Consider the following 15,067-nt stretch of genomic DNA (forward strand, 5'->3'; position numbering starts at 1 on the left):
CGTAGTCGGCCGCCCGGCGGCGGATCTCCGTCACCGGACGCCGTCCGTCGTGCCAGGCACACCGCACCGTCACCTCGAAGTCGTAGGCGTCGCCCTTGCTCGGAGTCTGGACCGGCTCACCGGCGATGATCCATTCCTGTTCGGGACGGTTCTCGGGCGCGCCAGCGATCCAGGTGCGCAGTCGCCGCAGCGGCCCTCGCCGGTCGGGCTCGGCACTCATCACTGGGCTCCCATCGGTCCGAAGATGTCGTTGATCAGACTCTGTGCGGCGGGATGGTCGCCAGAGGTCCGCCAGTCCGCCCACCACAGGTCCGCATAGAAGCGCAGGCGCTTGACCAGCTCGCCGTGATTGGTGAGGCGGATGAGCAGATCCACGGTGGCCTCGGCCCGCTCCGGCTTCGTGTCCGCCTCCTCGCACCACGTCCGCAGCAGCGGCCAGCCCAGGGTCGCCAGGACCGGCGCGGTCAGCAGCAGCCGCCACAGCTCGTCATGGATCTTCTGGCGGTGCGGGTCGGTGCCGACGTGCCCGTTCAATGCCCAGCGGGTGCCGCCGTCCGGGCCGTCGTCGGAGGCGAGGTAGAGCAGGCAGCCGGCGGCGTAGTAGAAGACGGTGGGAGGGCGTATCCGCAGCTGTGTCTCGTACGACCCCCGCAGCCGCAGCCGTATTATCCGTTCCCGTACCTGTTCGATCTCCTGCACCCATTGATCGAGCAGGTCGAATACCTGCTCCATCCCGCCGGCGGACGCCACCGCGTACACCACCTCCATGGCGAACGCGAGCGGCTGGCGGTTCTGCCGAAATGGCACGGCCGCGGTGCGGCGGACCAGCTCGAGGGCCTCCCCGGTGCGGCTGGCCCCGGGCGCAGTGGCGTAGACCAGCAGGGCCGCCGTCCGCCACCGGTCCCCCTGACCGCTCCAGCGCTGCACCCGTTCCCACGCCCGGTCGGTGATCAGTGGGTACCCGATCATCGCCTCAACCGTCCAGGCCGCGGCGCGCTGGCCCGACCGGTTGCGGCGGATCCACGGTTCGACCAGCTCTGCCATAATCAGGTCGAAGTCGTGGGTGGCGAACCGGCCGACGGCCTGCGCCGCTCGCAGCCGCACCGCCTCGGGTTCGGCGCCGTGCGCGCCCACCAGAGCGAGCTCGGTGAGCCAGTGCCGCAATGCCGTCTGCGTCAGGTGGTGCTCGTCCCAGACGAGGTCGAGGACGGCACCCGCCATCGCCGGATTGCGGAACCGGACCCGGCCGGCGTTCCCGGCCGGCGTGTCGTCCTCGTCACGGTCGACCGGGCTCGCCTCCACCCACACCAGCAGCGCCGCAGTCGGCTCGGTGAACGATGTGCCGACCCGCATGCCCGGCCGGCCGTCGGTGAGGACGTCCCGCAGCCGGTTCGCGGCCCGGATGACGAGATCGAGTGGCATGTCGTTGCAGACCGCGAGGGCGACCAGGAAGGCTCGCCGAAACAGTCGCACCGCCTCGGCGGAGCGCGGCAGGTCCTCCTGGGCGATGCCCCGCAGCGGATCGGCGAGCAGGCCCGCGGTCTGCCGACGGACCTGCTTGTCGAGGTAGGCGTCCGCCGGAGCGCGGTCCCGCAACGCGGCGGCGACCAGCGCCGCGATCTGCGCGACCCGCCGCAGCGGCGCGCCGTCCAGAGCGCTGAACACCGATGGCGGCAACCCGCTGATCTGATCGGCCCGGCATGCGTACTGCCGGTCGAGCAGGATCTTCAGTACGTCGGCGCGCTCGGGCATCTCGTGCCGGACCACGTCGCCCCCGGTCAGCACCGTGGCGCCGACGGCTGCGTCAATGGCGAGCACGAACCAGGCGCGTTGGAAGCGCGCCAGTCGGGTCAGCTCGTCCACGAGCAGGTCGAACCCGTCCCGGCGGGCCGCCGCGGTGACGTCGAGGACGTAGCCGTAGCCGGCGCGCAGGTCGGTCGCGGTGAGCCGACCCGGATCGGTACCCGGGTCGAACAGTGCGACGCCGGCGCCCTCCGGCAGTATGTCGGCGAGCGCGCACAGCGCGAGACTGGTACGTCCGGAACCGTCCGGGCCGACCAGCAGCCCGACCGGGCTGTACCGCAGCCGGTCGGCCAGCCGTTGCCTGCTGGTGGCGACGCCGGGGGCCGGGCTGTACTCGACAAGAACGGTGCGTAGCCGCGCGATGGTTCCCGCGCCGACTTCCCGGGCCCGCGGTCCAACGCGTCGCCCGGGGTTGATGTTGATCGTCCCGACCGACCCGCCGATCGTGATCGAGTCGTCGCCCATGCCGATGGTGCCGTGCAGGCTGCGGTGGCCTCGTTCGGCCTCGGCGCGTAGCCGGCGGTTGCCCTCGACGTCGTAACCGAACTCGTCGTCGGATGAGCCGGCTGGATCGGCGCCGTCCGTCTTGCGGTGTCCGTTGTCGTCTCGATCATCGTTGCCCCCGCGGGTATCACGGGGTGGCCGGGGCGGTTCGCCGTCCCCGTGTCCGCCGCCCGCCCGCCCGGGATCGTTCGCGGATCCGGTGGCGCCGGCCGCGCTGCCCTCGCCTGGGCCTGAGCCAGCTGCTCCGCTGTCGCCGCCGGTGTCGTCGGCCGTCGGTGTCGTCATCGTGAACCCGCTGTCATCCGAAATTCAGGGTGTCGACGTCGCCGATGATCACCGGGCTGCGGTCTCCGGTGGTGACCACGAAGCCGGCGCTGGAACCCCCTGGGCTGGACGGACCGGCCGGATCCGGCTGAGCCGGGCCGGGTTCATGAGGACCTGATTCCCCCGGACCTGATTTCCCTGGATCCGGCTCGTCTGGCCTTGCACCGGTCTCCCGGGCGATGGCGGTGAGTACCTCCGGCGACGGAGCGGACTGGGTCGTTCCCCACAGGCAGACCCACAGGGCGGTGCCGGCGCCCTTGCGCCCCGGGCCGATCCGCATCGGGGCGAAGTCGGCCGGGTGCAGGTCACGCCGCTGATCGTGCACGGTGTCGTCGTACATGGCCTGGGAGAGCAGCAGGACGAGATTGGCCGTGGGCACGTGACGCAGCAGCAGGCGTCCTTCGTCCGCGTCGAGGATGCCGGCGGTGGTGTTGATGGCCGAGCTGACCCAGCCGTTGCCGGACGGCTGTGCCAGGCCGTGGTGCAGGGCGAACCGGACGCGCAGCCGGTGGCTGTCCAGCCGGTCGGAGTTGCGCCGGGCGAGGCCCATCGCGAACTCGCGCGGCAGATCCGCGACGAGTCTCTCGCGAGGAACGGACGCGGGGACCAGACCCAGCGCTCCGTCCCCGTCGTCGCGCAGGCCCGGCGCAGCCAGCTCGATGCCGAGCCTGGTGAGACAGGCAGTGAGGATGAACCGGAAGTCCTCCCGAAGTTGGCGCTGGTCGGCCGTTATGTGCGCGCTCGAGTTCGCGATGTCGGCGGCGAGGACGGAGTAGGGCAGCAGGTCCTGGTCGTTCATCGGGCTCCTTCCCGACCGTTGCTGATGGATGCAGCAAACGGGTAGATGGGTGTTGTGATGCGCCAGAACTGGCGGATTGAGCGGTCTGGTCGCGGACACGGCCGGCGACGTCCGCGGTCACCGGGGCAGTGGGCAGCGATCGCCGGTGCGAACCCGCGAATCAGGCGTCGGCTCAGGTGTTCGTGCCGGTCCGAGTGTCCGCATCGGCGAGGCGACCCAGTCCCGCCGGATCGAGGACGACCAAGCGTCGGTACTCGGTCGACAGAACCCGCGCTTCCCGCAGTTCGCGGAGAATCGTCCGCACCGTGGATTCGCTGCAGGCAGCCGCCGCGGCGAGCTCGGGCTGGGTGAGGGCGACGTCGATCTCCACGCCGAGGGGAGTGTGCGTACCGTACAGCTGGCACAGCTCGGCGAGGATGCGGGCCACCCGGACCGGCGGACGGCAGCCGGCGAGGTCGACCTGGCGCCGGGTGGCCGCACACAGCCGGTCGCCGAGCATCCGGGTGTAAGCGGCCTGGGCCTCGGGCCGGTCGCACAGGAACGATCGCCAGCTCGTCGCCGACAGCCGGCGGGTCTCGACGTCGTGGCAGGCCATGACCGTGGCGATCCGTTGCCGGCCGCTCAGGGCCGCGAGGTCGCCGACGATGTCGCCGCCCACCCGCAACGAGATCAGGACGTCCCGATCGTCGGATCTGCCAATCACCTTAATGATTCCGCTTAATAATAGAAGAACATGGTCTGACTGTTCGCCTTCCCGGAGCAGATATTCCTGCGCGGTGAACCGGTATGCGCGGCCCAACCGCGTCGCCTGTTCCGCGATGGGCGCAGGTAGGCGACCCAGAAAGGTGTAGGGCGGCCACTGCGGCAGCCAGGTATACGACACGACGGCCCCCCGAACATCGCCGGATCGATGGCGACAGTATGATCTGATTGATCGGTAAACAATACAGCAGAATTTGGGATTTTCCGCTCTTGCGTCGTCGCCGAGGGCGGCCGCGGTGTGGCGGTGATCGCAGCCGGCCACGGGAACTGGGCGCTGGCGTCATCGACCCGGCGACGTAGGGCGCATCCGCGGAGCAGGGTTGCCACCCCCGGTGGGGTGAAGCATTGCGTACTTCGGCCCCGGTCAGCGTGGCTGTGCCCGCGGTGGCGGTGCCCGGATCGACGATCTGCGTGCCGTCCGCGGGCGGGGCCGGCTTCTGTCCTAATTTGTACGTGATGGTTGCCGGGACGAGCTGTGGGACTGTGGCAGATAGCCGGTCAAGCGGTCAATATGTCGTGCCGGGGGATTCCACCGCCAGGCCCGAGGCGCGCCGCCTCCACGAGGGGCTTGTCATATTTGAGCATGATGTGCAGCGAATCCCCGAGGTCCAGCGCAGTGGCGAGGTGAGTTGCTTCCAGGATGCGCAGGCGCGGTGGTGGAACACGCGTCCCATCGCCGAGCACCGGAGGCATGATTTCGACGGAATCGCCAGCGGGTGGGGGCTTCGATGGCGGGTTCGCAGACCGCACGTCAGGCGGTGAGGAGAACTCGGCCGTCGTGTGCGCGGATGGCTGGCGGCCCGTCGTTCAGTGCGTCGAGGACACGCACCGCGTATGCCTCGGCCATGTCGTTGCGCACGTCGTCGGGTGTCATCCAGCGGAGTCGGGAGGTCTCGTCACTCGTACGGATGGTGCCGCCGATGACGTGGCATCGGAAGACCAGGGCGACGACGGCAAGTCTCATGTTCTTGTAGACGCCGGTGAGAGCCTCCGCTGCAACGAGAAGGCCGGTTTCTTCCTCGACTTCCCGTCGAAGTCCGCTGTCGATGCTTTCGCCCAGTTCCAGGACGCCTCCTGGGGGCTCCCAATGGGCGTTGTCCCGACGTTGGACGGCCAGGACCTGGCCCTGGCCGTTGACGATGGTCGCGGCGACGCTGACCGAGTGCCGCGGGGCCGTTGTGCTCATGTGCGTGATTCTTCTCGGCCTGGTGCTGCCCCGGGGACACGGGGAACGCGCGAGATGGGGGTGGGTCAGGCGGGGGTCGGCAAGCTGGCGGGTCTGGTCGTCGCCGGGGTTGTCGTGCCGGCGGTCGCGGTCTCGCGGTTTGCGGTCTCGCAGTTTGCCGTCTCGGCGGTTGCCGGGATGGCACGACGGCCGGGGATGGCCAGGCCGGCGAGGGCGCCGGCGGTGAGGGCGGCCACGCCGGCCCACAGCGCGGGGACGGTGCCGTCGACGAACGTTTGCGGGTTGTCATATCCGCCCCGGCTCGCGAAGACAGAGGCGAGGACGGCGACGCCGAGGACCCCACCGAATTCGCGGATGGCGTTGTTGGTGCCGGAGGCGAGACCTTCCTGGTCGGGCCGGACGGAGCCCAGCGCGACGGACGCGATCGGGACGAAGAACAGCGCCATGCCGATGCCGGAGAGGGTGAACGCCGGAATGAGCGTGTCGTAGGTCATGGTGGTGGTCATGTTCGCCGCGATCCAGGCGAGTCCGGCGGCTTGGAGGAACAGGCCGGTGACCAGGAGCGGACGTCCACCGATGCGGTCGGAGAGCGGGCCGGCCAGCGGCGCGACCAGCAGTGGCATGGCCGTCCATGGCAGGGTGCGCAGCCCGGCCTCCAGGGGCGAGTAGCCGAAGACGCTCTGCAGGGCCTGTGCGAGCAGGAAGATCGAGCCGAACATGCCGACGGAGAACAGCAGGGCGGTAATGTTCACCGCGGCGAACCCGCGGCCGCGGAACAGGCTCATGGGTAGCATCGGCTGGCCGCCGCGGGCGGCGACGCGCAGTTCCCAGGCAACGAACGCGGTGACACCGGCTGCCCCCAGGAGCAGGCTCGCAAGAACTGGGGCGCTGGTCCAGCCGTGGCCTTCGCCGCGGACCAGGCCGAGAGTGAGGCCGAACAGCCCGGCGGAGGCGAGTGCGACGCCGGGCAGGTCCAGGCGGGTGGACGCCCCGTGGGTCTCGGCGAGGCGGCGCAGCGCCATCGGGATGGCGATGATCCCGACCGGTACGTTCACCCAGAAGATCCACTGCCAGGCGGCGCCCTGGGTGATCGCGCCACCGACGAGTGGGCCGACCGCGACGGCGAGGCCGGAGACCGCGCCCCACACGCCGAGGGCCGCACCGCGCCGTTGCGCCGGGACGGCCGCGGACAGGATGGTGAGGGTCAGCGGCAGGATGAACGCCGCGCCGAGTCCCTGGACGGCCCGCGCGGCGATGAGGATCCCGATGGATGGGGCGAGGGCGGCGGCTGCACTACCCAGAGTGAAGATCGTAAGGCCGGTGACGAAGATGCGGCGACGGCCCAGCCGGTCGCCGAGGGCTGCGCCGATGAGCAGCATGACGGCGAACGGCAGCGTGTAGGCGTTCACCGTCCACTCCAGGCCCTCGAGCCCGGCGCCGAGGTCCGCCCGGATCTGGGGGAGCGCGAAGGTCACCACCAGGTTGTCCAGGGAAACCATGAACGCGGCCAGCGAGGTCACGACGAAGGTCCAGATGATCCGTGTCCGTTGGGTGATCACGATCTACCTTCTTTCTAGTTAGTACTCACTTACTTTTGATGAAGTGAGTAGTCACTCTCTTTGCTGGGCAAAAAAAATCAGTCCTCGGCCGACGGAGCGGCCAGGCAGACCAGCCGTGCCCACTCCTCGCTGAGGGAGGGCAGGTCCATCGCGGCCGCGACGTTCATGAGCATCCCGTGGGCGAAGAATCCACGCAGCGCCTCGGACGGCACCCCCGAGAGCCGCTCCACAGCGCGCCACAGATCGCGGAAGCCGGTGCGGGTCACCGCCCGAATGTCAGGGTCGGTGCAGCTGGCGTACGCCTGCAGCTGCATGAGCAGGTAGGTCCGGTCGCGCAGGAGTTCCTGGTAGGACAGGCCGATCGCCTTGAGCGCCGGCTGCCCGCCGAGCTCGCCCGCCGCCTGTTCGAAGCGTCGCACGGTGCGGGCGAAGGTGTCCCGCACGGCGGTGAGGAAAAGATCCTTCTTGGTGGGGTACAGGCGGAACAGGTACGGCTGGGAGATGCCGGCGCGTTTGGCGATCACCTCGGTGGATGTGCCGGCCAGGCCGCCACGGGCGAACTCCTCGACGGCTACGGCCAGCACGCTCGTGCGACGCTCGTCCGCGGTCATCCGCGTCCTGCTGCTGCCCGTCGCACGCGTGGCCATGCCAGAAAGGTAGTGCCCACTCACTTTCTCTGTCAACCGGACGCCGCCGCGACCGACTCGTCCCGACTCGGCCCGGCCCGGATCCGGTGGAGAACGCCTGGTGTCGGTCAGCCTAACCACGCTTAGTCTAACTCGGGTTAGTCTAGATGCATGGCAAAGCCATCGGACCTGTTCGATCGCGAGTACGAATGGGATGACCTGGAGCGATTCGTCACGTCAACGAGCCCCGGCGTCCGGGTCGGTGTCCTGTCAGGACGACGCCGGGTCGGCAAGAGTTACCTGCTCCGCCGACTTGTCTGGGAGTTCGGCGGGATCTACCACATGGCCCTGGAGGAAGAGCCTGGCCCGGCCCTGCAGCGTTTTGCCGACGGACTGGTCGCGCAGCGACTCCATGCAGGTCAGGTGCGCTTTCGGGACTGGAACGAGGCGATGCGCGCCGCGCTACCGCCCGCCGGTGTCGGTCTCGCCCCCCTGGGCGACCCGGCGCCCGGTCGTGCGGGTGCGCCTCTGCTGGTCATTGACGAGCTGCCGTACCTGCTGGCCCATCCCGCTGGACGGGAGCTGCCGTCGGTGCTGCAGAGTCTTGTGGATGAGAGCCGTTCCGCCTTCGGGTGGCCCTCGTACCGGGTGATCGTCTGTGGATCGGCGCTTTCGATCATGTCGGAGCTGCGAGCGGGCCAAAGGCGACGCGAACATGTTCCTTCCGCGTCGCCGGAGGCCGAAATACCCGAGCAATTGTCAGGGAGCAGGCCGCTGCGCGGGCGAGCCGAACTCGACCTGATGCTGCGTCCGTTCGACTTCCGCACCAGCGCCGGTCTGTACGGCATTGCCGACCCGGCCGTCGCCTTTGCGCTGTATGCGATTGTCGGCGGTATTCCCGGTTATCGCGACCTGCTTGCCGACGCCTCCCCACAGACCATGGCCGAGCTTGACGACCTGCTGGTGAGCACGGTCCTCAATCCCAGTCATGCATTGTTCGGGGAAACGGCCTACCTGCTGCGGGAGGATCCGCGTATCACCGAGCGGGCGCTGTACTACTCGGTGCTCGCCGCGATTGCCGGCGGCGCTACCACACCGTCCAAGATTGCTGCTGTGCTCGGACGGGCGCAACGCAGTCTCGGCCATGCGCTCGACGTTCTGATCACCGCCGGGTTCGTCTGCAAGGACGACGACGTGCTGCTGCAGCGCAGACCGACGTTGACCATCGCCGACCCCATCGTTCGTTTTCACGAGCTGGTGGTGAACCCGCGGTTGGTCGCCTTCGAGGAGCGTCGGGCGATGCAGGCATGGCGCGCGGCTCGGGAAACCGTCCGGGCACAGGTTTTCGGGCCGGCGTTCGAGGAGATTGCCAGGGAGTGGACGCTTCGCTATGCCTGCGAGGAGACCCTGGGGGGTCCGGTGGGCGAGGTCGGGCGGACGGTTGTCAACGACCGTGCGGGTCGAGCCCAGCACGAGCTGGACGTAGTGGCCCTCGCGGCCGGCGGGCGTCGCGGCGGCGGAGCGCCGGTGGTGCGCGCGATCGGTGAGGTCAAGGACTCCGATCGGCCCCGCAGCGGCGCCGATCTGGCGCGCTTGGACCGCGTCCGGGCACTACTGGTCGCCCGCGGAGTGGAGGCGGCCGGCGCGAAACTGCTGCTGTTCGGGCGCGCCGGATTCGACCCGGAGCTGCAGGCTGCCGCGGACCGGCGATCCGAGGTCGAACTCGTCGACATACACCGCCTGTACACCGGCATGTAAGAGCGCCCGGCAACAGGTGTGTGGATCAAGGAGCGGGGCTGGGGCGCGCACGCTCGTGGTCCACCCCGTCCGGCGGATCAGGCGACCCGGACCTCAACTCCGGCGACGGCGACGACGTCACCGCATCGAAGCTGCCGGCCGCGGCGCTCGTCGACCTCGCCGTTCACCTGTACCAGGCCGGCTGCGAGCAGCGGCTTGACGTCTCCGCCGGAATCCACCAGATCCGCGAGCTTCAGGAACTGGCTCAGGCGGATCGCCTCGCCGGCGATGGCCACCTCTCGCATGTCGATTTCCTCCTCTAGTCGGCATCCGAAGTCGGCATCTGGCGATGCGACAGAACCACAATCGCATCGCCGTCGGCCCGTCAGCACGACGGGCCGTTCACGTCACATGGCCGTGCGAGAGTGGTCGGGTGCAGGTGGGGATCCTCGGTCCACTCGAGGTACGCGGCGACGACGGTCGGGAGATCGATATCCCGGGCGCTGAGGTCGCCGGGCGCTGAGGTCACTGGGCGCTGGGGTAGTCAGGCGCGGCGGTTGTAGGCCCGCAGCGCGAGCGGCACGAACACCGCCAGCAGCGCCGCCATCCAGCCCAGCGTCCACACCAGGTCCGAGGCGACCGGTCCGCCCAGCATCAGGCCGCGCACCGCGGCGACCAGGTGCGAGATCGGGTTCACCTTGACCGGCGCCTGCAGCCAGCCGGGCATCGTCGAGACCCGGACGAAGGTGTTGCTGCCGAACGACAGCGGCAGCACCAGCATGAACATGATCCCCTGCACCGTACCGGGAGTGCGCGCCACCATGCCGACCCACACCGAGATCCAGCAGAAGCACAGGGCGAACGCGATCGACAGCCCCAGCGCGGCCACCAGTGACAGCGGGTCGGTGGCGATACGGAAGCCGATGAGGTACCCGAAGCCCAGAAGAATGACACACAACAGCAGATAGCGCACGACATCGGCGAGGACCGCGCCGACCAGCGGAGCCGACCGGGTGATGGGCAGTGCCCGGAACCGGTCGAACACCCCCTTCTCGATGTCGGCGTTGAGGTTCTGCCCCAGCGCGATGCTGCCCATGGCGATGGACTGGCCGAGCATCCCCGGCAGCAGGAACTCAAGGTAGTCGTGCTGGGACCCGCCGCCGATCGCGCCACCGAAGATGTAGACGAACAGCAACAGGAAGATCACGGGTTGCAGTGTCACGTCGACGAGCTGTTCAGGTGTCCGCATGGTCTTGATCAGATTCCGGCGCGCGAGCACCAGGGCATGGCGCAGCGCACGGTGCCGGGGCTGGGCGGCTACGGGCCCGGGTGTCGGTGGCGCGGGTGGCCGCCGCCGTGGCTTGGTGGTCATGACTGTCATGCGGCCGACTCCTGTTCGGACGTGGTGCGGTCGTCGGTGCGGCTGCCGGTGCGGCTGCCGGTGCGGTTGCCGGTGAGGGTGAAGAACACCTCGTCCAGGCTCGGCAGGTGCAGAGACAGCTCGGTGACGCGGATGCCGGCCAGCTGCAGCTGGGCGATCGCCTCCGGCAGCACCTCGTCGCTGTCGACGGCGACGGTCAGGCGGTCGCGCCCGTCGGGCTGCGGCGCTGACCCCGCGATGTCGGCGAGCAGCCGGCTCAACGCGTCGCGCTGGGCCGGGTCGGCCGGGCGGACGCTCAGGCGCTGGCCGCCGAGTACGCGTTTGAGGCCGTCGGGGGTGTCGTGGGCGATCACCCGGCCGTGGTCGATGACGGTGATCTCATCGGCGAGCGCGTCGGCCTCCTGTAGGTACTGGGTGGTCAGCAGCACCGTCGAGCCGTCGTGGACGAGGCTGCGCACGACGTCCCACATCTCCTCCCGTTTCACCGGGTCCAGGCCGGTGGTCGGCTCATCCAGGAAGATCACTGCTGGTCGGCCGACGAGCGACGCGGCGAGGTCGAGCCGGCGCCGCATGCCGCCGGAGTAGGTCTTGGCCAACCGGCCGCCGGCCTCGACCAGGTCGAACCACTCCAGCAGCTCGCCTGCCCGCCGCCGGGCCTGCGCTGCGGGCAGGTCGAGCAGCTGGCCGATCATGACGAGGTTCTCGACGCCGGTCAGGTCCTCGTCGACGGAGGCGTACTGGCCGGTCAGGCCGATGTGCATACGGACCTGCTGCGGGTTGCGCGCGACGTCGAAGCCGGCCACTGTGGCGTGTCCGGAGTCGGCGCGCAGCAGGGTGGCGAGGATGCGGACGGCGGTGGTCTTCCCGGCACCGTTGGGGCCCAGCACACCGAGCACGGTGCCCTCCCGCGCCGCCAGATCGATGCCGGCTAACGCGTGGGTGTCACCAAAGCGCTTGGTGATCTTTTCGGCATGGATGGCGAACGTCATACGCCAGATACTGCCGGGCAAGGCTGGTATGGCGCGTACATCCTGCTGGCACATGTTGACGGAGGCAGGTAGGGACGGCGGGGTGTAGGGACGGCTCCGGCGGCCTACCGCTGGTCGAGCATCCATGCGACCAGGAGCGCGATGCCCATCACGACGAAGACGATCATTGTTCCCGCCAGCACGTAGAAACCGACGGTCTTGATCAGCCCGATGGTGACCGGAACCGCCGCGGCGACCACGAGAAAGCCGCTTGTCGTGACCGGCGTGCTGATGAGCGTCAGCACCGTCCTGGGTCCGCTCGGCCGATCGGTGCCCTGGCGATCGGTGGCCAGTTCGGTGGCCAGTTCGGTGGCCAGCGATGGCATGAGCCGCACCGTTCCCCAGGTGAGCACGACGAAGGCGATCGCGAGGCCGAGGGCGTAAAGAAAGCCGACGGCGTGGCCGAACGCGTCGAACGACGCGCCGGCGCCGAGCGCAGTGGCCGCGAACGGGACGTACCACGCGGTCGTGTGGTCCTGTTTTGCCTGCTCGGCGAGCCGCCGGGCCTGCGCGAGTCGTTCGGCCTGCCGGGCGGTCCTGTCGGTGTGCGGGCTGGCCATCGTTGATCCACTCCCATGGTGCGCTCGTGCGCGCAGCGCCCGGCGGGGGCTTGGTGGGCATTCTCCGGTTGGCAGGACATTGTCGCACACGCAGGGGCGACCCCGGGCTTTCGTTCGACCGGCATCCGTGGTCATGGTTCCCGCGACCCGGGGATTCCACCGGGGTTTCACGGGGATTCGCTCGGTGGGAGTTTTCTCCAGGGACGGTGACCCGGTGTTTTCCCCGGGTCGGGCAGGCGACAGAAACCAGGGCTGGTGCATTCTGTCCGGTAGGTTATAGCGTGCTGTCCGTCACCTGGCTGACCAGTCTCGCGAACCGTTTCATCGTATTCTTCTGGCCTTCATTCGAATAGTTCCACGAAACACCTGCCGGGACGGAACGGGACGACATCCCAAGTCCCGCCAGATATACCGTCACCGGTTCGCCAGCTGGTCATCCGTGTATCGAGCAGGAGGACTGACATGCCAGCGACCGAGTCGAGTGAATCCACCGTCGTCGCATTACCGGTACCACGTGAAAGGCACAATTTCCGCTGGCTGCTCGCAGCGAACCCGAACTATTTCGGGTCCGCGCCCGACCTCGGCTTCGAGGCCGTCGAGCAGAAGAAGGGCGACACGGCCTTCGAGGGGCTTTCCTGTGTGGCCTACCAGCAGCGTCGCGACCGCATCGAGGCGACCCTGCTGGTCAAACGGGCATCGGGCTACCGCGGCGGGCTGTGCACCGCCGGATCCTTCGAGTACGTACGGTTCTACATCGACTACGGCAGCGGCTGGTCGGACGCGGGGATGGCTGCCGTCAACGTCCACGACATCCCCGTCGAGCGGGACTGCCAGCGCGAGCCCACCCACCCGCTCAGCTATACCTGCGGCGTCGCCCACACCCCGTCCCGCGACTGGTGCGGACGTCCGGTGCTGCCGCTGGTGCGGGCGATCCTGTCGTGGGAGCTGCCCCCACCCCCGGGGCAGCCGGACTGGCAGCCGATCTGGGGCGACGTCCACGAGTGCCGGGTCCAGATCTCGCCACGCCGGTTCGTGTTCGGCGACATCGTTGAGCACCTGCCCGCCGACCTGGTCACCCAGCTTCCGCGCCACGTCGTCGAGCAACCCCCGGTACCCGGCCCCGACCCCGAGCCGCAGCAACCACTCGGACTGGAGCTGCTCGCCCGGAGTTACCAACCCGACGACGTACCGCCGCACCGCTTCGCCTTCCCGGCGTTGGCGGCGACGGCGTCTGCACCCTTCGCCGATCCGGGCACCCTGGCGGGCTCGGCGGTCGTCGCGAAAGCGGCCGGTGTCGACCTCGCCGCCGTGCTGAAGGTGGTCGATGACGTCTCCGGCAACACCACCTACGAGCAGCTGGAGTGCCTCGGCCTCGACAGCGGGTGCTCGGCCCTGGTCGCATCCTTGCGGGTCAACAAGTCCGCCGGTTACTCCGGCCCGCCATGCAGAGCCGGCAGCCAGGAGTACGTCGCGTTCTGGGCGCAGTGGGGTGCGGACTGCGGCTTCACCTATCTGGGAACGGTCGCGGTCAACGTTCACGACTATCCCGATGTCAGGGACGGCCTGTGCTATGCGGCCATCCTGCCCGTGGACCTGGGAGCGCTGCGGCGTGACTGCACCCATCCCATGATCGGACGGGTGCGCGCGGTGCTGTCGTGGGCGACCGCGCCGTCCACGACGGATCCCGACGCCGTGCCTGTATGGGGTAACCGGATCGACCGGCATGTGCAGGTCGAGCCCGGCCGGCCCTACGACGGCACGGCGCGCTTCACGATCGTGGGTGGGGTTGCCGCGAGTGATGTCGACCTGGTCAGTGGCCTGACCGTGCCGGGAGCCGTGCTCGGGACGTCGACCGTGCCGCTGCCGTCGGACTGCCCGTTCGCCGGCCGGGTCGAGTTGCACGGGCCGCCGGACCCGGCGCTGGTGGGTCATCAGTACCGCATCCGCGCAACCAATGTGGACAGCGGCGGCAGCATCCTGCTGACGACGCCGTTCTCCGTGGTAGACGGTAACGGCGCGCATGGGACTGTGACACCAGACCCGGTCAACGGTTGGGTGCCGTGGCCGTCATGGCTGGTCAACACGACCGGGGTGCTGGGCGTGTCCGCACCCGGTGGTGACGACCGGTGGGACTTCACCCTGGAGCTCGATACTTCCGGAAACGTCGTGGACACCGCGCGGGTGCAGTTGGACAACACCGTTAACGGCGTCGCGCTGGCCACCGACACCGTGAACGCGGGCGACCTGGAGCTGTTCACCGCGGGCGCCTGCCGGCTGCCGCGCGGACCGCTGGGCGGCCGGTTCGTCGCCCGGGATCGACACTTCGAAGCCTGGTCGATCTCGGTGCTGGGCGGCCCGGGTGGGTCGATCCCGCCGACCCCGCTCACGGTCGGCATCACGACCGGCACCCAGACGCCGTTCACCGGGGCACCGTTCACACTGGACCTGTCCAGGCTCACCCCGTGCGGGTATGTCGTCCGCCTGACCATCGCCGACCGTGCGATCGTCAACAGCGTGACGACCGGACAGTATGTCGTGATCGACCGTGGTGTCTGCCTGGAGTAGCTGGAGCAGCTGGGGTAGCCCACGGATTGCTGGCTGCTGACGCCTGGCTGCTGACGGACGCCTACCGGTCGGGGGCGGCAGCGCCACCTCAGGGCTTGTCGGTGTCGCCGGCGTCCACGACCAGCGTGGATGCCGGCGATCACCTGGAACGGACGAGTGGAAGGACGACGTCAGGAGGCGCCGGTTTTCGGGCGGAAAATGTATGTCAACCATCCACTCGTCCCGGTCTGGTT

Annotated in this window: 14 protein-coding genes; 2 read left to right on the forward strand and 12 right to left on the reverse strand. The window is 69.1% G+C overall.

The genetic code is table 11. The features are described 5' to 3' along the window. From U9977_RS00245 to U9977_RS00280, 8 genes are all read right to left on the reverse strand, one after another. Positions 1 to 220 (reverse strand): hypothetical protein (locus U9977_RS00245; RefSeq protein WP_322747084.1); only part of this gene is annotated, 220 nt, incomplete at its 3' end. Continuing rightward, entirely contained in the window at positions 220 to 2,592 is a 2,373-nt protein-coding gene (locus U9977_RS00250; RefSeq protein WP_322747085.1) for an ATP-binding protein, read from the reverse strand. The genes U9977_RS00250 and U9977_RS00245, both read right to left, overlap by 1 nt. Positions 2,593 to 2,605: 13 nt before the next feature. Further along, a complete protein-coding gene (locus U9977_RS00255) occupies positions 2,606 to 3,430 on the reverse strand; it encodes a hypothetical protein (RefSeq protein WP_322747086.1) in 825 nt (274 codons plus the stop codon). Between the two features lie 172 nt (positions 3,431 to 3,602). Continuing rightward, on the reverse strand, positions 3,603 to 4,313 hold the full coding sequence (locus tag U9977_RS00260) for a Crp/Fnr family transcriptional regulator (protein ID WP_322747087.1): 711 nt from the start codon (positions 4,311 to 4,313) through the stop codon (positions 3,603 to 3,605). Positions 4,314 to 4,690: 377 nt separating this feature from the next. Next, positions 4,691 to 4,876 (reverse strand): hypothetical protein, encoded by a 186-nt coding sequence (locus U9977_RS00265; RefSeq protein ID WP_322747088.1) that lies wholly within the window; start codon positions 4,874 to 4,876, stop codon positions 4,691 to 4,693. A gap of 67 nt (positions 4,877 to 4,943) precedes the next feature. Beyond that, positions 4,944 to 5,378, reverse strand: a complete 435-nt coding sequence (locus U9977_RS00270) for an NUDIX hydrolase (RefSeq protein WP_322747089.1) — start codon at positions 5,376 to 5,378, stop codon at positions 4,944 to 4,946. Positions 5,379 to 5,443: 65 nt separating this feature from the next. Continuing rightward, positions 5,444 to 6,877, reverse strand: coding sequence for a DHA2 family efflux MFS transporter permease subunit (locus tag U9977_RS00275; protein ID WP_416210433.1), 1,434 nt, complete (start codon positions 6,875 to 6,877; stop codon positions 5,444 to 5,446). Between the two features lie 137 nt (positions 6,878 to 7,014). Beyond that, complete coding sequence (locus U9977_RS00280; protein ID WP_322747091.1) at positions 7,015 to 7,548, reverse strand: TetR/AcrR family transcriptional regulator; 534 nt, start codon at positions 7,546 to 7,548, stop codon at positions 7,015 to 7,017. Positions 7,549 to 7,734: 186 nt separating this feature from the next. Between U9977_RS00280 and U9977_RS00285 the strand changes: the two genes are divergently transcribed. Then, positions 7,735 to 9,321, forward strand: coding sequence for an ATP-binding protein (locus tag U9977_RS00285; RefSeq protein WP_322747092.1), 1,587 nt, complete (start codon positions 7,735 to 7,737; stop codon positions 9,319 to 9,321). A gap of 77 nt (positions 9,322 to 9,398) precedes the next feature. Here U9977_RS00285 and U9977_RS00290 read toward each other — a convergent pair whose 3' ends face one another. The 4 genes from U9977_RS00290 to U9977_RS00305 all read right to left on the reverse strand — a co-directional run bounded on the left by U9977_RS00290 (position 9,399) and on the right by U9977_RS00305 (position 12,269). After that, positions 9,399 to 9,605 carry an RNA-binding S4 domain-containing protein gene (locus U9977_RS00290; RefSeq protein WP_322747093.1) on the reverse strand — a complete coding sequence of 69 codons (207 nt, stop codon included), beginning with the start codon at positions 9,603 to 9,605 and terminating at the stop codon, positions 9,399 to 9,401. A gap of 239 nt (positions 9,606 to 9,844) precedes the next feature. After that, positions 9,845 to 10,681 carry an ABC transporter permease gene (locus U9977_RS00295; RefSeq protein WP_322747094.1) on the reverse strand — a complete coding sequence of 279 codons (837 nt, stop codon included), beginning with the start codon at positions 10,679 to 10,681 and terminating at the stop codon, positions 9,845 to 9,847. Beyond that, positions 10,678 to 11,670 carry an ATP-binding cassette domain-containing protein gene (locus U9977_RS00300; protein WP_322747095.1) on the reverse strand — a complete coding sequence of 331 codons (993 nt, stop codon included), beginning with the start codon at positions 11,668 to 11,670 and terminating at the stop codon, positions 10,678 to 10,680. Before U9977_RS00300 ends, U9977_RS00295 begins: the two co-directional genes overlap by 4 nt. A 104-nt stretch (positions 11,671 to 11,774) precedes the next feature. Beyond that, positions 11,775 to 12,269, reverse strand: coding sequence for a hypothetical protein (locus U9977_RS00305; RefSeq protein ID WP_322747096.1), 495 nt, complete (start codon positions 12,267 to 12,269; stop codon positions 11,775 to 11,777). A 462-nt stretch (positions 12,270 to 12,731) separates the two neighbouring features. Here U9977_RS00305 and U9977_RS00310 point away from each other — a divergent pair, with 462 nt between their 5' ends. Continuing rightward, positions 12,732 to 14,834: a hypothetical protein gene (locus tag U9977_RS00310; protein WP_322747097.1), complete on the forward strand. Its 2,103-nt coding sequence runs from the start codon at positions 12,732 to 12,734 to the stop codon at positions 14,832 to 14,834. Positions 14,835 to 15,067 lie beyond the last annotated feature (233 nt).

It is taken from the genome of Protofrankia sp. Cas8 (assembly GCF_963555845.1).
In the GTDB taxonomy this organism is placed as follows: Bacteria; Actinomycetota; Actinomycetes; order Frankiales; family Frankiaceae; genus Protofrankia.